At 46.4% G+C, this 22,387-nt stretch carries 12 protein-coding genes; 5 read left to right on the plus strand and 7 right to left on the minus strand.

Going from position 1 to position 22,387, the window contains the following annotated elements:
* Positions 1-92 precede the first annotated feature (92 nt).
* Positions 93-209, minus strand: coding sequence for a photosystem II reaction center protein I (locus MIC7113_RS20110; RefSeq protein WP_015184013.1), 117 nt, complete (start codon positions 207-209; stop codon positions 93-95).
* 417 nt (positions 210-626) lie between these two features.
* Between MIC7113_RS20110 and glgP the strand changes: the two genes are divergently transcribed.
* Positions 627-3,188, plus strand: coding sequence for an alpha-glucan family phosphorylase (gene glgP / locus MIC7113_RS20120; protein WP_041780145.1), 2,562 nt, complete (start codon positions 627-629; stop codon positions 3,186-3,188).
* Between the two features lie 50 nt (positions 3,189-3,238).
* Here glgP and MIC7113_RS20125 read toward each other — a convergent pair whose 3' ends face one another.
* Entirely contained in the window at positions 3,239-5,617 is a 2,379-nt protein-coding gene (locus tag MIC7113_RS20125; protein ID WP_015184015.1) for a CHASE2 domain-containing serine/threonine-protein kinase, read from the minus strand.
* Positions 5,618-6,355: 738 nt separating this feature from the next.
* On the minus strand, positions 6,356-8,983 hold the full coding sequence (locus MIC7113_RS20130; protein WP_015184016.1) for a GAF domain-containing protein: 2,628 nt from the start codon (positions 8,981-8,983) through the stop codon (positions 6,356-6,358).
* A gap of 375 nt (positions 8,984-9,358) precedes the next feature.
* On the opposite strand from MIC7113_RS20130, the gene MIC7113_RS38705 reads away from it, so the two are divergent.
* Positions 9,359-9,481: a hypothetical protein gene (locus tag MIC7113_RS38705; RefSeq protein ID WP_015184017.1), complete on the plus strand. Its 123-nt coding sequence runs from the start codon at positions 9,359-9,361 to the stop codon at positions 9,479-9,481.
* Here MIC7113_RS38705 and recN read toward each other — a convergent pair.
* The gene (recN, locus tag MIC7113_RS20135) at positions 9,478-11,280 is read right to left on the minus strand and encodes a DNA repair protein RecN (RefSeq protein ID WP_015184018.1); all 1,803 of its coding nucleotides are present in this window, start codon (positions 11,278-11,280) and stop codon (positions 9,478-9,480) included. The genes MIC7113_RS38705 and recN overlap by 4 nt on opposite strands.
* Positions 11,281-11,669: 389 nt before the next feature.
* On the opposite strand from recN, the gene MIC7113_RS20140 reads away from it, so the two are divergent.
* From MIC7113_RS20140 to MIC7113_RS20150, 3 genes are all read left to right on the plus strand, one after another.
* Positions 11,670-13,736 carry an ABC1 kinase family protein gene (locus MIC7113_RS20140; RefSeq protein WP_015184019.1) on the plus strand — a complete coding sequence of 689 codons (2,067 nt, stop codon included), beginning with the start codon at positions 11,670-11,672 and terminating at the stop codon, positions 13,734-13,736.
* A gap of 424 nt (positions 13,737-14,160) precedes the next feature.
* Positions 14,161-15,630: a hypothetical protein gene (locus MIC7113_RS20145; RefSeq protein ID WP_015184020.1), complete on the plus strand. Its 1,470-nt coding sequence runs from the start codon at positions 14,161-14,163 to the stop codon at positions 15,628-15,630.
* 283 nt (positions 15,631-15,913) lie between these two features.
* The gene (locus MIC7113_RS20150; protein WP_015184021.1) at positions 15,914-17,317 is read left to right on the plus strand and encodes a hypothetical protein; all 1,404 of its coding nucleotides are present in this window, start codon (positions 15,914-15,916) and stop codon (positions 17,315-17,317) included.
* 83 nt (positions 17,318-17,400) lie between these two features.
* Here MIC7113_RS20150 and MIC7113_RS20155 read toward each other — a convergent pair whose 3' ends face one another.
* The 3 genes from MIC7113_RS20155 to MIC7113_RS20165 all read right to left on the minus strand — a co-directional run bounded on the left by MIC7113_RS20155 (position 17,401) and on the right by MIC7113_RS20165 (position 22,367).
* Positions 17,401-19,320: a serine/threonine-protein kinase gene (locus tag MIC7113_RS20155; protein ID WP_015184022.1), complete on the minus strand. Its 1,920-nt coding sequence runs from the start codon at positions 19,318-19,320 to the stop codon at positions 17,401-17,403.
* A 148-nt stretch (positions 19,321-19,468) separates the two neighbouring features.
* Positions 19,469-20,422, minus strand: coding sequence for an Rpn family recombination-promoting nuclease/putative transposase (locus MIC7113_RS20160; protein ID WP_015184023.1), 954 nt, complete (start codon positions 20,420-20,422; stop codon positions 19,469-19,471).
* An 82-nt stretch (positions 20,423-20,504) separates the two neighbouring features.
* Positions 20,505-22,367, minus strand: a complete 1,863-nt coding sequence (locus MIC7113_RS20165) for a serine/threonine-protein kinase (RefSeq protein WP_015184024.1) — start codon at positions 22,365-22,367, stop codon at positions 20,505-20,507.
* Between the last annotated feature and the right edge of the window lie 20 nt (positions 22,368-22,387).

Below are 22,387 nucleotides of genomic sequence, written 5' to 3' on the forward strand. Positions count from 1 at the left end.
AAGCGATTAGCTTCTTGGTCTTGCTAGACGACCAGCACCATCGGTGCCGCAGCCATCCAGAGTACCATGCTACGCTTAACCGTTGGAGTAAATTACTCCAAATCCCGTCGGTTGGGGTTACGAGCCGGATCGTTTGACAAAAAGCCAAATACAAATAGAGCCACGAAGATACTAACAACGATATAGACCACAATTTTGAGGGTGACCATATTGATATCTCCCAGAGAGTATGAACAGCAGAATGAATTCAGCGTTACAAAACGCTATAACTTTCTTAATCATACCCAAAGGTGGCTTCCTTTTTTGGCTTGGGATCAAGGAAACGGCATCGCTCTCCAGCCGTCTGTGACTGTATTAGCTGGGCTTTGCTCATCCATGACGCATCCTGGTTGTGTTACGTTCCAGCCGTTCTTCAGAGACGAGCGGGATAAAAGGATCGCAAGCAAGGTGAAATGGGGTTTATAGGGACACAAATAAGGTTTACCACACGGGTTCTAACGCCTGATCCCCAACCTTCAAAACAGTTTCGTGAGCATTTGTTGACAAAAAGAGTATTAAAGTCTCTCAATTTCAGCACAAGTAAGTACACAATATGATCCGAGTAAGACTTGGAACTTTGTCGCTTTATGCAGCCAATTCGCACGTTTAACGTCTCTCCTTCCTTACCGAAGCCACTGGAACCCTTACGGAAGCTGGCTTACAACCTCCACTGGGATTGGAATGTCGAGACCAAAGATTTATTCCGACGTTTAGACCGCGATTTGTGGGAGTCCAGCCGCCACAACCCTGTCTTGATGCTGGGCACCATCAGCCAAGCGCGGCTTCAGGAAGTCGCAGAAGATGAAGGATTTCTGGCCCAAATGGAGCGAGCTTCTCGACAGCTGGACGACTACCTCAAAGAGCGGACATGGTACCGCAAACATCGCGACAAAGGAGAGAAAACTGAATGTTATGCCTACTTCTGTGCTGAGTATGGTCTGACGGATTGTCTACCCATCTATTCAGGTGGCTTGGGTGTCCTAGCGGGAGACCACCTCAAGTCAGCCTCTGACCTAGGTTTACCTTTGGTAGCGGTTGGTTTGCTTTACCAGGAAGGCTATTTTGCCCAGTACCTTAATGCCGATGGTTGGCAGCAGGAACGCTATCCGATCAACGATTTCTACAATATGCCGCTCCACCTAGAGCGGAAGGCCGATGGTTCAGAGCTGCGGATCGAAGTAGACTATCCAGGCCGTACTGTCTATGCCCGTGTCTGGCGAGTACAGGTGGGAACCGTACCCTTGTACCTCCTTGATACGAATATTGAGCCGAACAATCCCTACGACCACGACATCACCGATGAGTTGTATGGTGGCGACCTGGATATGCGGATTCACCAGGAGATGATGTTAGGGATTGGGGGGATGCGTGCCCTACAAGCGTTGGGATACAAGCCAACGGTCTATCATCTCAACGAAGGTCACTCGGCCTTTTTGATTCTAGAGCGCATCCGGAAGCTGATGCAGGAAGAAGGGCTGAGCTTCCATGAAGCAAAGCAGGTTGCTCAATCAACGCAAATTTTTACGACTCATACACCGGTCTCTGCTGGGTTTGACCTGTTTCCCCCCGATAAGGCCATGTACTATGTGGGTCACTATGCCAACATTTTTGGCTTATCGAGAGAGGAATTTCTCGGTTTAGGACGGGAGAACCCAGCGGATCTGGCATCTCCCTTTAGTATGGCGGCATTAGCGCTGAAGACAGCCAGTTATACCAATGGGGTGAGCGCGCTGCATGGAGAAGTATCACGGGTGATGTTCCAAGGGCTGTGGCCGAACCTGCCACTGCCGGAAGTGCCGATTACATCGATTACCAACGGGGTACATGCTCGCAGCGTGGTGGCGAAGCCGACGCAGGAACTGTATGACCGTTACCTAGGGCCAAGCTGGTCGGATAAAGGAGCCGATGACCCTTTGTGGGAGCGGGTGAATTCAATTCCTGATGAGGAGTTGTGGCGCAATCACGAGCGGCAGCGCTCGGAGTTAGTTGTGTATGTACGGGAGCGGATGCTCAAGCATTTACGCGATCGCGGGGCACCCCCAACAGAACTGGCTCAAGTCCACGAAGTTCTCGATCCCAGCGTTTTGACCATTGGCTTTGCCCGTCGGTTTGCCACTTACAAACGAGCCAACCTGTTCATGCGCGACATGGAGCGGATTAAGAAAATCATGAGGGCTAATAAAGACCGACAAGTCCAGTTTGTGATTGCCGGTAAAGCCCACCCGAAAGACATGCCAGGGAAAGAACTAATCCGCCAAATCATCCGCCAGGTTCGTGAAGCGGGGATTGGGGATCATGTTGTCTTTGTCCCTGACTACGACATTTATCTGGCGCGGATGATGGTAGCCGGTTGCGATGTTTGGTTGAACACGCCTCGTCGCCCCAGAGAAGCCTCTGGAACTTCTGGAATGAAAGGGGCGATGAATGGTCTACCCAATCTCAGCATTCTCGATGGATGGTGGGATGAAGCGGATTACGTCCGCACCGGCTGGCCGATTGGTCATGGGGAAACCTATGATGACCCCGAATACGAAGATCAGATCGAAGCCAACGCTCTGTACGAATTGTTCGAGGAAGAGGTTGTCCCCTTGTTCTACAATCGTGACAGCGAGGGAATTCCCAGAGGGTGGGTGGCAAAAATGAAAGATGCCATCCGGTTCAATACCCCGGTCTTCAACACGGCACGGATGCTGCGGGATTACGCCATAAACGGCTATTTCCCAGCCAGTAATCGCCATTTTGCCATGACGAGCGACACCTACAAGCCAGCGAAAGAGCTAGCGAGTTGGAAGCGGCAGCTATTTGAACGCTGGTACGACATCAAAATTGAAGATGTTGATATCGCCGCCCCCGCCGACTTGATGGTCAACCAATCGGTTGCCGTCAAAACCCGGATTAATTTGGCCGGACTGAGTGCTGATGATGTCCAAGTGGAACTCTATCAAGGAGCCATCAACACCGATGGGCAAATTATGAACGGTCTACCGGTCGTGATGGAATATCAAGGCACTGACGAAAGCCACCGTAGTATTTATACGGGTGATGTGGTTTACGGTGCGAGTGGGTTACAGGGTTTGTCCCTGCGGGTGTTGCCTAAACATGACTATCTTTCTAGCCCCTATGAGCTAGGTTTAGTCCTCTGGGCTTAGAAGGGTTTAAAGGTTGAAGGTTGAAGGTTTGAACTTTCAACTTTCAACTTTCAACTCATGATTCGCTGCAAGTCTTGCAATACCTCAGCGGCTGATTGGTATCTTGCAGCGAAATGGTAACGGACCATCTTCTCTAAAATCACGGCAAATTCTTCCCGTACAGTCACTAAATGCCGCCAGATCACATCCCCGGATTCTGAATGCCCCAGTTGATAGGGAGGAATGCCAGTCAGGGCTTGAATACCAATCATTCCTAAAGCGTAAATATCACTGCTCAGCGTGGGGTGTCCAGCATATTGCTCGGCGGGAGCATAGCCACGAGTCCCAATCGCAACGGTGTAATTTTCTTGATCTGTTGGCTCTTGGGGTTGAATCTGCTTGACTGCGCCAAAATCAATTAAGAAAAGTTGATTGTCGGATTCACGACGCATGATATTGCTCGGCTTGATATCCCGATGAATGACTTTGTGTTCGTGGATAAAAACCAGAATTTCTAACGTCTCCTTCAGAAACTTGAAAACTTGCGTTTCAGGAAGTTTTTTATCGACGGGCAATTCATCACTGAGAGGATGACCTTCCACATATTCTTGCACTAAGTAAAACTCTTGCTTTTCTTCAAAATAAGCCAGTAACTGAGGAATTTGAGGATGTTTACCTAGCTTCTCTAAAATTTCGGCCTCTGTTTCAAACAATCGTCTGGCAACACCTAAAAATTTGTCATCACGACGAGCCGGTTTTAAATGTTTGACCACACAAGTCGGTGTACCAGGTCGCTGAGTATCTTGCGCTAGATAAGTCAGACCAAACCCGCCAGCACCCAACACATTTTGAACCTCGTAGCGTCCAGCCAGATGTTGCGAAGTGTCTCGGTATGTGATTGGAGGATCATTCTTGGAGGCTTCAAAGTCTTTCGAGGTCGCAATTGCTGTTGCATCATCCTCATCAGGAGCCATATCCGTGGATTCAGACAGCGATACATGGGAATCTGCTTTAAGTGATGGGTTAAGTCTCTCTCTCAAGAGTTCTTGCAAAAGTGCTAAGTTACTCTCTTGTTCCCTTGCTTTTTCTTCAATATAACGGCGCTCTTCATCGGCTTTGCGTTTCTCTTGCTCGGCCTCGTAAGCGTTGTAAGCAAGAACCCCAGTACTGGCAAAAATTAACCCTAAAGCAGGGGCTACGATGGGAATCCATCCAGACCCCAAAAATAGGAATACTGAGCTTCCTAACAACAAACTCAAGGCTACAATCTCAGCAATGGCTTGCTGTCCGGGGTGACGAACGACTCTCACAACGATACCACCAGCCATTGACCATACCCAAATCCACAAAACTTCTCCCCACTCTGGCCAGAACCAAAACAGGGATTGTCCATCGAGGGCGCTACTGAGCAATTGACTGGCGATTTGACCATGGATCACGACTCCTGGCGTTCTCTCGAAGCGTTGCTGACCCGTACTATAGGGGGTATAGAGGAGATCGTTAAGGCTAGGAGCGGTTAGACCAATCAGGACGATGCGGTTTTTGATCCAGTTAGGGTCTACTCGGTCTTGTAGAACGTCCGTTAAGGTCACGCTTCGCGCCAGCGCACCTCCAGAGCGGTAGTTCAAGAGAATCTGGTAGCCTGCACTGTCGGCGTGTTGGTAGCCCCCATCATTCGGTTCGAGCGGCTTAAAGTGCGCTTTACCCAATTTGAGGTGCTGTTGTGAGGTCAATTGGGGCTGTATTCCCTTTTGTTCCAAGTAGCGTCGTGCGAGTTGAAAGCTGAAGGAGGAGTCACTCATGCAGCGAGAATTCTTCGGTGGGTCGCCAAATAATAGAGCTCGCCGGACAACGCTCTTGGCATCTACTGAAAAGTCACTGAAGCCAACACGTTCAATGGGAACTCCTGGGGGAGGGGGTGTGCCAGGGTTATTGGAATCACTGAGTTTGCAAACGGGAACAATGCGATCGCTATTTTTGAGCCGCGTCGAAAATTCAGCATGGCCTGGGGGATAGGCAATATCCCGATAGATATCCAAACCAATAACAGCGGGTTGATGCTTCTCCAACTTCGCCATGACCTGATTGAGTAAGGCATCCTTCAAGGGGAACCCATAGGACTGAATATCGGCCTCCGTCCCCTCCACGAGCAGCAGGCGATCATCTAGTGGTAGTGCTGGTCGTAGCTGCATCATATAATCAAATGCTGTCAGCTCTAGAGGCTCCAACAGACGTAGCTGCCGACCTACCAACAGCAAACCCATAACAATCAGACTAGCTATAGCCGCAGGACGTTTGAAAGCAGTACGACCGAAGTGCCACAAACTTCTTGGCCCTAGCTTAGAGCTTTTGTCAGGAGCTGAGGCTGGAATCCCACCTTGAGTTGGTTTGGTTAAGAGGGACGTTGTTTCTTTTGTGTTTTGAGCTAACTCCCCACTCGTCACTTTCACGTATCTGACCACTCACAACGAATAAGTAAACACGACGCGCAATTGCACCTTGAGCCCCTGTGCTTGAGGTTAGTTTGAGCTTTGAGTGCTTTCTCTAACCCAAATTTTTTTCTCTACACCTTCAACCCTATTTTTATGGTTAAATCTCAGGCTTGCCCTTCTATCTTAAGTAACTCGTTGAAGGTTGTAGCTATAGGTGGTCATCATAATGTTGTAGCTTTAACTCTTACCGTTAACGTAGTGCGCTAGACACATAGGTTGGTCAGCTAGTGCAGCGCGGCGAAAATACCCCACCCGTCCAAAAAGGTTAAAAAGCTTACTATACAAACGTTCTTCCCTTTTGCCTCCTGCCTTGCCTTATCTCTACTCTACGGAGAACGCTACGCGAACTGCCTTCTTGCACTAGGGCTGCAAGAGCCAGCCTCCACCGTTTATTCGGTAATCCGATTTAGGGGTAGGTTGTTGACATCAGTAGACGACGATAATTCGATTACCCATGAGCTTAATCAAAAAACTATCTTCGCCTGCATGGCGCTGAAGATAGCTTTTAGTTGAGATTACAAGCTCGTCAATACCACTATAGAAGCTACAACACCCTATTGAAAGTTATGTGCTAATTTATCTTATTTTTTGTTTACTTCCCAACCGATGGCTTTACCAGCAGAGCGGCTGGATAGCTGTGTGGGAATTGAAACATAAAAGCCCGCTGAAGCGGGCTGGGCATTTACTGTCTTTGTCCTACTTTTCGGTCAATGTCCAGACACCATCCCAGTCATCGGGGGGAGGAGCTTGGAGAAAATGCTGACAGCGTGTCAAGTGCAATGCCGCCGCTTTATTGTCCTTGTCAATATCTTCGAGAATGGTGGCAAATTCAGTCATCGCACGGGTAAATTTCCGATTCAGGTAATGCTCTCGTCCTTTATGGTAAAGCTCGATGATTTCCTGCTTTTGCTCAGAAATAGACTCTGTGCGTAACCCCATCACTTCATAGATTCTGACGGGGTCGTTCTTCCCTTTCACGCGAATACAATCAAGCTCTCTGTACCAAATTTTCTCAGCGCAGGGTCGGAACGTATATTCACTAATCACAATATCACAGCCGTATTGCTTACTCGCGCCTTCCAAACGAGAACCAAGGTTAACACCGTCTCCAATAGCCGTAAACTCCATCCGTTTACTAGAGCCAATGTTGCCACTAATCACACTATCGGAATTGATTCCAATTCCAATTTTGATCTGTGGTTTGTTACAGGCTTCGCGACGTTCATTAAACTCTGCCAGACGATGGCGCATTTCTACAGCCGTTTGCACAGCTTCCCAGGCATGGTCTTTTAGGGGTAAGGGTGAGCCGAAAACAGCCATGATGGCATCACCAATGTATTTATCAAGGGTGCCTTTGTGTTTAAAAATCACCTCGACCATCGACTCAAAATATTCATTGAGCATACCCACCACCTCTTCTGCCTCTAAGCTTTCCGTTAAGGTGGTGTAGCCGCGAATGTCGGAGAAAAGAATAGAAACTTCCTTGCGATCGCCTCCTAATTTGGTATCGTCAAGTCTCAGTAATTCCTCCGCCAACTCCTGAGTCATGTAGCGATACATCGTACTCTTGAGCCGCTTCTCATCACTGATGTCTTCCATCACTACCAACGCCCCCCGGACTTTCGTCTCATTGTTGGCATCGGCAATTGTATTCAGGGATAAATTCACACTGCGTTGTTGCTGAGTTCCCCCAGAGATCAATATGCGATCCGGGTAGTATTGCTTACGATCTTTGGCGCTCTCTCCCTTTAAAGCATCCTCTAACCATTGGGCAAATTTGTTCTCGCCCGTTTTTTCTTGACCTTCAATGCGGAGGATATTCTTGACCCATTCTCCTTCCACACGCCTTTGGGCATCTAATCCGAGTAGGTCTCTGGCTCTCTCATTCAACGCGATAATTTTGCCTTCTTTATCGGTCGAGATCACTCCATCCGAAAGACTTCGCAGAATATCACGCTGCATACGCTCCTGTTGCTTAACAGTGTCGAACAACTTCGCGTTTTGCAGGGCTACACCCGCTTGGATGTTAAACGCCTTCATGAATTCTTGGTCAACGCGATCAAAACTCGCTTTCCAGCACTCTGGGGCTTTAGGCCAATCCGCTGGCTCATAGTCCGGATATTCGCCCTGTTTCTTCTTGTTAATTAACTGTGTGACGCCGATCAATTCCCCATCAGCGTTAAACACGGGCATACATAACAAGCTACAGGTTCGATAACCCGTCCTCTTATCGGTTTCTTTAGAGGTTTCAGAGCCTTCGTGGTCATACAGATCAAACCCAATATTAACGGGTTCACCCGTGAGAGCCACTTGACCAGCAAAGGAACTCATGGAGCGAGGCAGGCGGATTTCTTGTAAAACGCCATTGATGGGAATTTTTGTCCACAAATCATCACGGTCATGGTCAATCAGCCACAGCGTACTGCGATCCGCATTCATCAGTTGCTGGGCTTCGTCCATCACCTTTTTCAGGGTTTCTTCCAAATCTAAGCTGCTTTTGCTTAGGGAATTGGTGGCGGATATTAAGGCTTGAGCCGCTCGTTGTTTTTGGGTTGCCCGCCGCAGCGACCTAGACGACTCCATAATCAGACGAATTGAGGGAGCAAATTCCTCAAAGACTCTCTCGTCTTCAGCACTGAAGCCGTTAATATCGATTTTTTCCTCTATTGGTGCGTTTGAGTCGTGCTGGGGTTTTAATTTGTTTAAGAGTTGGACAACGGCAACTAACTCGTCCTGCTCGTTCAACAGGGGTAAAGCCAGCATTGTATAGGGGCGGTATCCAGTTTTCTTAAATTGCTCTTTGGCAGCACCAGAGCGCGGATCGTCAAAGAAATCGTAGGGAATATTAATAACTTTCTTGAAGGTCGCAACCTCACCCGCAATCCCTTGATCGGCAGGAATGCGAATTTCTAGGGAACCACCGCCTTGATCCTTAGCAATGATCGACCAGAGTTGATTTCTCTCTTCATCCAAGACAAAAATCGTCGTGCGGTCAGCCGCCAAGAGTTCCCCGGTTTTTGTCGTAATGGAACGTAACATTTCATCCAGGATTGAGTCAAACCCTTGGGCATCCAGCAAACTATCGAGCATGGATAGGGTTTGATTAACAACCTCTAGTCGGCCTTCTACCTCTGTAACAACTTGTTTGAATGTGTCTTGATTCAGAGGAGCCAGGAAGGCCGAAAAAGTTCCTTTTTTCGTTGCTAAGGCACTGACAGAGGAAGGCTGCTGTGCGTCTGTCTTGGGTTCGTCAGATTGAGCAGAAACATCAATGGTTACTTCGCGCGGTTCTAAAGCCGAGGGACGGGGAGATGCAGCTGTCATATGCTTTTCTCTACTGAAGCTCGAATTAAGAGATCTTTATTATCTGTGTGAGTCTTAATAAATTCCACTCACTCTGTGCGTTGCCCAGTTACTTGCTCATAACGAAGTAAGTATATACCCACTCTATTTACCAGTTTAGTGTTTCAACAACACTTAAACAGCATCTAGGCTGATGTCGTCGCTAGAGCACCGAAAAATTTCCACTCTGCCCATCATCTTGGCATCAACCCAGAAAAGATATGTTGTCAGTTTTACAATTTTTTCTGGGTCTTGGCTTCAGGTCGCGTTAACAAGAGCGAACGGGCACTGCAAAGAAGAAATCATAGCACATCAGTTTCGTGATTCCCCAAAAGAGGGAGAAAGATGGTTTAGACGATGAAACAAGGAATCGACAAGTCGGATGTGGAATTAAGCATCGCCTTAAACGTTAGGGAAGCGGCGGCTTCGGAGCGAGGAAAGGGAGATATACCCATTGCCTTGTCGATCGGCTTTCTCTAGTTTTGACGCGAGTCACGTGCTTTGGCGAGGAGAGACTCGGCGAAAGTCATGGCTTCTTGCGCCGAATGTCCGCCCGCAAGCTGAGCAATTTCTTCGCGACGCGTTCCATGAGTATCGAGGAGACTGACGCGGACAACTGTGCGTCGATCCGTTAGTTCATCGTTGAAAAGTGGGTCATCTAGTTCTGGCATGGCTTGGCTATTTCGCTTACGGGAGGCTGATGGTTTTAAGGAATGGGAGAGTGGTTGGTCAATGACTTGTTTATCAACTCGGAAATGTCGGTCTGCCATCGCGGCAATTAACGGTTGGTGAGTTACACACAAAACTTGATGCCGTTGGCTGAGGTGGTGCAGTTTTTCGGCGATCGCTTGAGCCACACGACCTGACACGCCTACATCAATTTCATCAAAGATTAAGGTTCTCCCAGCGTCGTTCGTCATTGAGAAACAAGCTTTTAAGGCTAGCAAAAAGCGGCTCATTTCACCACCCGACGCTGTAGCGGATAGCGGTTGTAAGGGTTCACCCGGATTCGGCGAGAAATAAAACGCCACTTGGTCGGCACCAGACGCCGTCGGAGGGATCTGTGAAATTTTGACTTGGAACTGTACCTTTTTCATCGCCAGAGGCTTGAGTTCTTCCACCAAACGCTGTTCCAGTTCTTCAGCGGCTTTCTGGCGGAAATGGGTTAATTGATGACAAAGATTTGTCAATTTTTCTTGACATTGGTTGTATGTATTCTCTAATTCTTCTAGGGATTGCCCCTCGCCACTGAGTTCAGCCAGCTCTGCCTGGAGTTTCTCATAGTGTGCGATCGCCTCGGTCAGGGTTGGCCCATATTTGCGGCAAATTTGTTTAAGTGCCTGTATGCGCTCTTCTACCGATAGGAGACGCTCCGGGTCACTTTCGAGTCCATCGCCATAGGCATTAATTTGATGGGACGCTTCCACCACCTGTGCTAGTGCGGCACTCACCATATCGAGCAACGGTTGTAGCTGAGCATCGAAGCGCACCATATCATTTAACGTGGCTTCAGCCTCTCCCAATAAATCAGCCGCCGCTGTACCACTTTCATTTTGGTAAAGGGCTTGATAAGCTTGATAACTCTGCTGTTGGAGGTCTACAACATGGCTCAGGCGTTGGCGTTCTTGTTCAAGTTGTTCAAGTTCGTCAGCTTCTTTCAGGTTAGCCGCCTTAAGCTCCTGAGTTTGATACTCTAACCAGTCGAGCCGTTGCAAGCGTTGTTGTTCGGATTGCCGCCGTCTCTCCAGCGCTTGCGCTGCCTCCTGACAAGTCATGTAGGCGGCTGCCACTTGATCGCGCTGCTGAAGTAGGGAAGAACCCCCATATAAATCGAGTAACCCTCGTTGGTGCGAGGCAGCCATGAGAGAGACGGTTTGACCTTGAGCCGTAATTTCTACCAAGCGCTCACGCAGGCGCTCCATCAGGGCACGGTTGACTAACACGCCATTAACCCGTGAACGTGCTCGGATGTTGCCTGGGGTTACCGCAATCTCCCGACTACAAACTAAATCCGCCTCATCGAGCAAATCTATTTCCTGCTCGTTTAGCCACGCGACTAGGGCGGCATCGGCTCGAAATGTGGCTTCCACCATCGCCCGTTCAGTGCCGGTGCGAATGATGCGCTGGCTGACCTTTCCGCCCAACGCCACATCAATCGCATCTAAAATAATTGATTTGCCCGCACCGGTTTCGCCAGTCAATACAGTCAGACCTGTACCGAATTCCAGTTCTAGCTGATCAATCAAAGCAAAGTTTTGAATCCGTAAAGCAAGCAGCATAGCCATTTTTAACGTTTAATCGAGGTGCTGGCTGTTGAATCGCGCCCAAATGGGCGCGATGCAGATTGAGTCCGACAGCCAAAATCTTGAATTGATCCAGTGAGTAACAAAATTCTCCTAGAGGAAAGAGGCAATCTCAGCAAACCCCATCCATACTGGAAAGAAAGCATCAGGAGATGCAAAAGGCAGTTAAGCCGATGGGTTAGGGTGCCTACCAACCTTTAAGTGTAAATTTATTGTCAAGCCAACCGTGAAGGCGATTTTTGCCGATTCAAGAAAATTGTGAGCATTGGGGCGAGTCCCAGCCCTGAGTAACTGGGTTGAATCGTGCCCATCATCGTTATTGTTACAATACTTTACAGAGTCGCTCCTGTCGGTTCCTATTTAATATGAATCTTAAAACAGTTTCCCCAGCCCCCTCCGAAATAGACTTTAATCCTATGCCGGAAAAGCAGATTGTGTCAGTGCCAGCGGAACCCATTGCTATTGAGTATGAAGTTAGTCCCACACCAGACCCATCGGAAGCCTTAGCCAATCAACCTCCGGTGTTCGCGACTGAAGCGTTGCGCTACGATCCTGTGGCGATTTCGGCTCAATACAGTAAGGCACCCCTACAAGTGTTGGGGCGAATCTGGAATATTACCTTCCCCTGTGTGTCTTTAGCATTAGGGCTGTGGTGGGATCGATTCGTAGGTCGCGAGGTGATTAACAATCGGCGTCGAGCGATTCAACTGCGGAAGATTTTGACGAAACTGGGGCCAGCTTACATTAAGGTGGGACAGGCGCTCTCAACGCGACCGGATTTGGTGCCGCCGATTTTCTTGGAAGAGTTGTCGCTGCTGCAAGACCAGTTGCCGCCTTTTCCCAATGAGGTGGCTTATCAATTTATAGAGGAAGAATTAGGCGCTCGTCCGCAGGCAATTTATGCCGAACTCACACCTGATCCCGTAGCGGCGGCGTCCTTAGGACAAGTCTATAAAGGCAAGCTCAAGACGGGTGAAACGGTCGCGGTGAAGGTGCAGCGACCGGGACTGGCACGGCGGATTGCCCTGGATATTTATATTCTGCGACGCCTCGCTCAATGGGCACAAAACAATATCAAGCAGGTGCGGAGCGACTTGGTTGCCATTATGGATGAATTTGGCACCCGCATCTTTGAGGAAATGGATTATGCCCACGAGGGGTACAATGCTGAGCGTTTTGCTGAGCTTTACGGTCACCTCCAGGATGTGTATGTCCCCAAAATTTATTGGCAATATACGGGGCGTCGTGTGCTGACGATGGAGTGGATCACAGGCACGAAGCTGACCAATATGGAAGCGATTAAAGAGCGAGGCATTGATGCGCGACATTTGATCGATGTGGGGGTTCAGTGTTCCCTGCGGCAGTTGTTGGAACATGGCTTCTTCCATGCTGACCCTCACCCCGGTAATTTATTGGCAACACCGGAAGGAAAGCTGGCTTACCTGGATTTTGGCATGATGAGCGAAGTTAAGCCTTATCAGCGCTATGGTTTGATTGAGGCGGTGGTTCACCTCGTGAATCGGGACTTTTCCGGTTTGGCTCATGACTATGTGAAGTTGGAGTTTCTCACGCCGGATACTGATTTGACGCCCATTATTCCCGCGTTGGCGAATGTGTTTAGCGACGCCTTGGGAGCGAGTGTAGCGGAACTCAACTTTAAGAGTATTACGGATCAGTTGTCGGCTCTAATGTACGAGTATCCGTTCCGGGTACCGGCCTACTATGCGCTGATTATTCGCTCCTTGGTGACGTTGGAAGGGATTGCGATTAATGTCGATCCGAACTTCAAGGTACTCTCGAAAGCGTATCCTTATATCTCGAAGCGTTTATTAAGTGACCCGGCACCGGAGTTGCGGGCTTCTCTAAAGGATTTACTGTTTAAGGAGGGTAGTTTCCGCTGGAACCGCCTGGAAAACTTGTTGCGAAATGCGGCTATCAGTCAGGATTACGACCTGAATAAGGTGTTGAATCAGGCACTAGAGTTTCTGTTTTCAGAACGGGGTGAATTTATCCGAGAGCAATTGGTGGATGAGATTGTCAAGGCAATCGATGCCTATGGGCGTCGGACGCTGGATAATGCGAGTTATTCGCTGCTCAAACGGATTGGGTTGGTAGAAAGCAAAACATCAACTGCGACAACGGGAGCCAATGCCCAGACGGCGGAGCATGTCAAGCGAATTTGGGAAATTTTGAAGGATACACCCGGTTTTGACCCGATGCAACTGGTGCCGATCATTCCTCAGTTATTGATGAAGCCGGAAACGCAGAAGATGGGGCAAAAAATTGCGGGGGGTTTGGCGCAGCGTGTGATTGCGCGGTTGATTCGCGAGGCTTTACTCCAAGATGCACCCAAGGAAGAGTCACCAAAGACTCGTAAGCCAGCACCCGCACCTCGGTTAGTTCTACCTCAGGCTGCGATTGTTCAACAATAAAGAGGCAGGAATTCCTCTGATGCAGAGGATGCCATTTTGTAATTTTTGTGGGGCGGGCTTTTGGCCCGCTTTTGCTTAAAATTTTCTCTGACTAAAGTTTACAAATTGCCCATTTTGCTCCTCAATTTTTCGGGATTGATGGAGCAGAGTTTTGTAGATACCGTTAGTCTTTATGCAGTGCGGAATTGATGAGATTAGTTAAGTTATTCCGCCACTTGTAAACCTCGATTGCAAATCAGTGCAGAATCTTTACTGAGCGTGTAAACTGTGCAATAGATCACATGCTTAGGTGATTCATTCTTAGACGCTTCGGTGATTCTCCTCACAGAACACAAAGAGAACCATCTTCGTCTCCAAAGGCTTTCGCTCACTAAGCGCACTCCAGTACTGCTGGTACTAACTGTGTGCCAGTTTACGATCGCCTATGGTATCTCCATGCGTCTTACCTCGTCTCACGAATAGACATCCCGTGGTTCGGAGTCTAGAGCAGAGCTTGGTGAATCTACCCAAGAAACCTGACTCTCCCAGCTTAGATCCATCTAGCCCAGGATTACCAAATCTTTCTCTTTCACAAGCACAAGACCTGATTTGTCAATTTTTTCTTGAGCAAATCAAGCAACATTCGCCTGAATTCGTTTTACAGGAATTTAAACATTTATTTATTGAGCCAACGGGTGCACTCCACTCAACCCCTCGCCAAGTTTTAAACTTGATTATTTCTTCAGGCTCTGAAGAAATGTTTTTGACTACCCTAAAACGGTCAATTTATATTCTGGTTAACAACTGGAATACCGAAAGACAGGCCAAGTATATACAGCAATTAGTGCATCTGCTCTCAACGTCTCTTGAACCCAAACGAATATGTACTGTCATTCTCAAACGTTCAATCTTGTGGCGACGCAATTTTGTCAATAGTCAAGATTATCAAGACCTCAAACTATTTGCTTCAAAATATGAAAATCGTAACCAAGAACACTGGAGCCAGCGTTACAAATCTTATTTGCTGGTTTCTCAATCTGTTGACGTGAAAAAACCCCTCGAACAGCAAGAAGCTGCTCGCACATACTCCCAACAACTGAAAGAGAAATTTAAGATTGAGCTAGCGATGTATACGGCTCGCTATTCGTTTGCGTCTGGCAAACAAAAGACATTACCAAATCCAACCAGTCTTGGCGATGAAGTGCTGCGTTTAATTCAAACCATCTTAAACAAACAAAATCGCTTTAGTTATGCTAGTTTAGCTAGAATTTTTCTTGACCAAACTCAACAGATTCGCTATAAGCATTTTAAACAAAGTTTTGTCAATTATTTATTGTTTTCTACCTGCGAGCAAGATTTATCTAAGACAATAAAAACCCAACTTGATGCTCAATTAAATACACTCTACCAATCCTACGATAACCAGCATTGGGATAATGCTCTGCTGCTGAGAACTTGTAATCGCGTGATTGAGCATTTGACAACAGTTGATGGAAAAAATCCTTCTTTATTATTTATTTTATTGGCAACCCAAGGGAAGGCTCTGACTTTAGCCATTCTTTTGCTCAAGATTATTTTAATTTGTCCGCAAACTCACACTCATTTAGAATGTCGTCTGGCTCAACTCATTCAGCGCTATCAATGCCAGTCTGAATCCGAGTGTCAGTGGCTCACTCATTTTTTAGAAATTATTCAACTGATACTAACAATTTATACAGATAATGTGCGTTACGACTTAGTCAATATGTCGGAATGTCAGCCGGAAATAAATACCAACCAGCCTCAAAATTTTTATCGGATTTTTTCTCAAATAAAATGTGAAGTCAAAAAAATTAAAGAGCAAATTAATAATTTTTCTGGCTTGATGCAGGCAGAAAAGTTAACTGGAGAGAATACAACAGTTGTGGGAGCTTGATGAGTACAGTGGTGTTAGGGTATGGGAAAGATGTACTTGTTGAGTATCCCCAACTCACCTTAAGATAGATGCAAAAATTCCATTAGGTTCTCATCGGCGTCAGCAAATCGCCAACTTTCTGGGAGTGAATACTAATACTTGGGGACTGTGCCTAAGATCACACTGAATAAGTAATTCTGCTCACCAAAACTGAGAGATACCCGTCATCACCTGAAGCAGGTTTCAATCACTTAACATCGTTAAGAAATCCTGGATACTAATCGGTGAAGGTTTTTCCTGTAGTATGGTATCTGCAAGTGTATTGCCCCAACTCACGACGAAACATTCTCTAGTTCTGAGTCTAGAGCAAAGCTTGGTGAGCCTACCGAAGGAACCTTCCAATTCAAGATTAAATCAATTGAACCGATCAGCACAGCATCTTTCACTTTCACAAGCGCAGGAGCTGATCTGCCAATTTTTTCTGGAAGAACTCAGGAAAAACTCCCCTGAGTCAGTTTTAGAGAAATTTAATGATTTATTTATCGAGCCAACAGGAGCCATCAACTCAACGCCTTGCCAAGCTCTAAACATGATTCTTCGTTCACATTCTGAAGAAACTTTTATTTATACATTAAAACGGTCAATTTATATTTTGGTCAATAACTGGAGTTCGGCGAGACAACAAAAGTACGTACAGCAATTAATACAACTCCTCTCCACTTCTCTAAATATTCAAACTCTATATAGTTTTACTCGGAAACGCCTGACACTGTGGCGACGCAACTTTGTTAACAGCCAAGATTATCAAGAGCTGAAACTCTTTGCGGCAAAATATGAAAATCGTAACCAAGGACACTGGAGCCATCGCTATAGCACTTACTTGCTAGTTTCTCAAACCGCTGATGTGAGTAAACCGTTAGAACAGCAAGAAGCGGCACGCACCTATTCCAAGCAACTTAAAGCGCGATTCAAATATGAATTGGCTATGTATACGGCTCGTTCTTCACCTACCACCTGCCAGCCTAATTCTTCCCCCAACCCAACAAGTCTAGGTGGTGAAGTAGTGCGTTTAATTCAGCAAATAATAAAAAAGCGTAGTCGCTTCAGTTATGCTAGCTTAGCTAGAATTTTTCTCAATCAGAATCAAGATATTTGCTACAAAAATTTCAAACAAAATATTCTTAGTTATTTATTCTTTTCTACAGATAATCCTGGTTTAGCCGAGAGACTGAAGACTCATCTTGCTTCCCATCTAGATATCCTTTATAAGGAGTACGATCGTCAGCCCTGGGATAATCACTTACTCCTGAGAACTTGCAAGCGGCTGATCGAATATTTAACGACAATGAATCAAAGGAATCCTTCTCTACTATTTGTTACTTTAATCAGTCAGGGGAAATCATTAACCTTAGCAATTCTTTTGCTAAAAATTGTCTTACTTTGCCCCCAAACACACTTTCATTTAGAATGTTGTCTGGCTCAACTTATTCAATACTATAAAAATCAGTCAGAGGCTGAATGTAAATGGCTAATTAATTTTTTAGAAGTGATTCAATTGACCTTAACTATTTATATTGAAGACGTACAATATAATTTGGTGAATATGTCCAAAGGTAATTCCCATTCAAGGGCAACCGACGAAGAGAATATTTATCGGATTTTCTCTCAAACCAAATGTGTAACGGAATTGGCTCAAAAGGCCGCTTAATTCAGCAACATCAGCAACAGTACTGATTAAAGTGGGGCTTTTCCCAAGGGTACAGTCCCACGGAAAATTGTTGTGAGTGATGATTATTGAAGCGATGTTCTAGAGCTAAGTGGATCACGCTGCCAAATGTAAATAATAGGGTCGCCTCCACCGCTGACTAGGGTCTGCCCACAGGGGCTAAAAACGACAGAATGAACCCAGCGAGTATGACCGGTGAGAGTGCAAAGTTCTTGCCCCGTGCTGGTGTCCCAAAGCTTAATCGTCCTATCATCACTACTACTTGCTAATAGTTTTCCAACTCCTAACATGGGGCTGAAAGCAACAGAATAAATGGCTCCCAGATGACCTCTTAGGGTGCAAAGTTCTCGTCCTGTCTTGAGATTCCAAAGCTTAACAGTTGCATCATCGCTACCACTAGCAAGCATCTGCCCATCGGGACTAAAGCTAACAGCCCGAACCCAGCTTTGATGACCTTTAAGAATCGGAAATTGTCCTCCTGTTCTGAGATTCCAGAGCTTAATCGAATCCCCATTCGCTGCAACGAGAGTTTTGCCAGTGGGACTAATAGCGATCGCATTAATCCAACTAGTATCCCCTTTGAGGCGGCGAATCTCTTGCCCCGTCTTCAGATTCCACAGCTTAACCGCCCCATTATTATCAAGGCTGGCGATAATCTCCTCCTCTGGACTCATCGCGACGGCATAAACACAGCCTGAATCCCTAGAAAACCAGTTCCCTAGAGTGAGGGTACCAATTTGCATTCCCGTACTGAGTTCCCAGAGTTTAATCGTCTTGTCCTCACTACCACTGGCGAGAATCTCTCCATCGGCACTGATGGCGATCGCAGAAACGGTCTTAGAATGACCTCTTAGGGTACAAAGCTCTTCTCCTGTGGCTAGCTGCCAGAGTTTGATCGTGTTGTCATCGCTGCCACTAATCAGAATCTCCCCATCTGGCGTGATGGCGAGGGAACGAACGGATTGAGTATGACCTTGAAGAGTATAAACACATCTCCAGTTCTGGAGGGGTGCGTTCGAGGCGGGGGTAAATCCAGGGGTGGGCGTTTGGGGGAACGCAGTTGCGGATTGTGCAGAAATGACTCTTGGCGTTCTAGTGCGGGGATATACCCTAGAATTCAGGGCGTCGAGGGCTTCTACAGCCGATTGAAAACGCCGACTCGTTGCCATCTCTACCATTTTGTCTAATATTCGACCCAAGCGACGAGTTACGGGACGGCTCAAATAATTCCGCCATACCCAGGTGGCTTCGCTAAAGGAATACAGATCAAAGGGTTCCGTCTGAGTCAGCAGATGCAGGCAGGTTACACCTAAACTATACAAATCACTGGAAAAAACCGCTTTGCCGCCAGCCTGTTCGGGTGCGGCATACCCGGCTGAACCTATCACGGTTCCGGTTCTGGCAAGGGCCGTTCCGGTAGCATATTTAGCCGCGCCAAAATCTACTAAGAGTAATTGCCCATCATCGCGACGAATGATGTTTTCTGGCTTGATATCTCGGTGAATAACGTTGTGAGTGTGGATAAATTCAATCACAGGCAGCAAACTGTGGAGTAAATCTCGAATCTGTTTTTCGTTAAAAATGCCTTCAGTTTTGAGAACGTTAGATAAGTTTTCTCCCTCAATAAACTCCTGCACTAAATACTGACGGTTATCCTGCTCAAAATGCGCGATGAATTCAGGAATTTGCGGATGTTTGCCCAACTCTTCCAAGCGCACAGCTTCTTGTTCAAAGAGTTCTGCCGCTTTTTGTCGGTTCGCAATCCCTTGGGCTTGTGGGAAAAATTGCTTGATCACACAGCGAGATTTTGCGGCTTGCTCTTCATCCACCGCTAAGAAGGTTCTGCCAAAGCCACCTTGTCCAATGAGTTGAAGGGCGCGATAACGTCCTTGCAGGAGTAACTTAGAGCCGCAACTCTGGCAAAAATTCGCCCCCATTGGGTTGCTAGTGGGGCTGGGGCAATCAGGATTGAGGCAATAGCTCATAGGAAAAGGCAATCCTCAGACTGCATCTATGGTAAATCCTCTGGAAATGCCTCTTGGGTTCTGGGCGAGAATTCCTCCTGAAAGAGCGATCGCTCTCAACTGATCATCTTGCCGTCATTGTTGGCAGTAATTATTGAATCAATATTCTTTAAACCAGGGTTTGAGCTTGCAACCAAGCCGTTAATTCTGCTGCACTGGTAAAATCTAACACGGCATCTGCTAGATTTTCTAATTGCTCAAGAGATAATTGACGGATGCGGCTTTGGTTCTCAGGACTAATTGTTCCCAGACGACGGTCTAATTGACGTAGGATTAATTCGACTTGTCCTTGTTGTAAGCCTTGCTGTAAACCTTGTTGTAAGCCTTGCTGTAAACCTTGTTGTAAGCCTTCTTCTATACCTTTGAGGATTGCTCCTCGTTGGTCTTCTAAAAACATTTGCTGCTTCTCTAAATCTTCCAATTCTTCAAGACTTAAGTTAGCCACATTGGCAATTCTAAACGCTTTCTGAATCTCTGGTACTTCACCCATGGATTCTGGTACTGTCTCCAGGGTGTTAGTTTGTTTCATAAAATAAATCCATTTGTCAGTTATTGTCTCTAACTCAGCTAACTCTTTCTGAAAATTAGGTAACTCAACAAATACCAATTCCAGCGGATGATCAGGATACACAAATAAATCCTGCATATCGGCGAAGGTAAAACGGGAAATAACCTTGTTCCGCTGAGAAAACATTTGAAAATCAGTAATCGTTAAAGCAATCACGGGGTTTAAGCGGGAATAACCTTGACCTGCCTTGAGTTGCGTGGAAAAGGTTTTTGCTGCATTGTATACGACCCGTTTATCAAAAGCGACTACATTCAAAACTTGCATTTCAATAATCACGATTTTGTTGCCAGTAATATTGGCTTTGATATCCAAGTATGTATCTTTCAAACTGGAAATATTAGGTGCCGAATAAGGGTCAATAATTTCTAAATCTTCAATAATGGATTGTCCATCGTAAAGCAGAGCATTTAAAAAACTAATGAGAATGTCCTTGCTATCAATCGACCCGAATATTTTTTTGAAAGCAAAGTCTGTTTTGGGATTAATAAAATTCATGACTTGTTTTGAGATTAAAATGATGAATTATTTTGAACTATTACTCTAGGCTAAAAAAGTCCCTATCTCTAAAATCCAAGCCTCAATCACATCGCCAAATCTTGATCGTCTTATCCTTACTGCTACTCACTAAAATCTTCCCATCCCCGCTAAAGACAAGGGAATAAATGGAGTCGCTATGTCCCGTAAGAGTGCGAAGTTCCTTGCCTGTATTTAAATGCCACAGTTTGATGCTGTTGTCGTCACTTCCACTGGCTAAAATCTGCCCATCGGCTGTTATGGCTAGAGTCCGAACCCCTTCAGTATGACCCTTGAGTGTACAAAGTTCTTGCCCTGTTGAGAGCTGCCACAACTTGATTGTTTGATCATAACTACCACTAGCTAAAATCTGCCCATCGGGTGTGATGGCTAAAGAGCGAACCCAGTCACCATGAGCCGTAAAAGTATGAAGTTCCCTGCCTGTACTTATATGCCACAGCTTGATGGTTTGGTCGTTGCTACCACTCACCAAAATCTGCCCATCTGGTGTCATGGTTAAAGTACTTACCCAGTCATTATGACCTGTCAAAGTATGAAGTTCTTTCCCTGTATTTAAATGCCACAATTTGATGGTTTGGTCATTGCTAGCACTCGCCAAAATTTGCCCATCTGGTGTCATTGTCAAAGCACGAACCCAACGAGAATGACCTTTAAGAGTGCGAAGTTGCTTCCCGGTTGATAGTTGCCACAGCTTGATTGTATTGTCATCGCTGCCACTAGCTAAAATCTCCCCATCGGGTGTGATAGCCAGAGTCCTAGCCCAATAGTTATGACCCTCTAAGGTGCGGATTTCTTTCCCTGTTGATAATTGCCACAACTTAATCGTTTGGTCTCCACTGCTACTCGCCAAAATCTGACTATCAGGACTAATCGTAACTGACCAAACGCGGCTGGAATGTCCTCTCAGAGTCTTAACACATTTCCAGGTTAACGGTGGCAATTGTAAAGTCGGCTGTGTTGAAAAAAGTGTTGAGTTAAAATACTGAGGTTGTCGGGTGGGCGGTGATTGAGTTGAAGCGATAGGTGCTTGAAACCCTAAGTCACGGAGGACTTCAGCAGCGGATTGATAGCGTTTATTTGTACCATTTTCAACGAGCCGATCTAAGATATAACCCAGTTGTTCACTCACCGGATTATTCAGCAGATATTGTCGCCAAACCCAGCTATCTTCACCGACATCAAACAATTCTAACGGGGAAATCTGAGTCAATAGATAGAGGCAAGTCACCCCTAAACTATACAAATCACTGGCAAAACAAGCTTTGCCTCTCGCTTGTTCCGGTGCGAGATATCCAGGTGTTCCAATCGTCGTTCCTGTCAGTAATAATGCCGTCTCCTTAGCAAATTTAGCGGCACCAAAATCAACCAAAATGAGTTCTCGATTGGGGCGACGAATGATGTTCGCAGGTTTAATATCACGATGAATGACTTGCTGAGAGTGGATGAATTCCAGAACAGGAAGCAAACTTTCCAGCAATTGTCGAATTTGAGCTTCCTGAAAAATTCCTTCTGCTTCTAGTTCTTGGAGTAAATTTTGCCCGTCGATAAACTCTTGGATCAAATATTGACGATTATCTTGAGTAAAATGTGCCAGCAGTTCTGGAATTTGAGGATGTTGCCCCAACTCATCCAGTCGCATCGCTTCTTGTTCAAATAAATCAGCGGCTTTTTGAATATTATTTGCGCCTTGGATTTGGGGATAAAACTGCTTAATGACGCAACGGGGTTTTGAGGGTTTGTATTCATCCACAGCGAGAAAGGTTCTGCCAAATCCCCCTTGTCCAATCAGTTCGAGGGCGCGATAGCGATCGCCCAATAGCAACTTTGAACCGCAGTATTGACAAAACTTGGCCTCAGATCGATTACGACTCGCTTTCTGGCATTCGGGATTTAGGCAATAGCTCATAACACTCTTTAATAACTCTC

Origin of the sequence: Allocoleopsis franciscana PCC 7113 (genome assembly GCF_000317515.1) — a bacterium.
Classification (GTDB): Bacteria; Cyanobacteriota; Cyanobacteriia; order Cyanobacteriales; family Coleofasciculaceae; genus Allocoleopsis; species Allocoleopsis franciscana.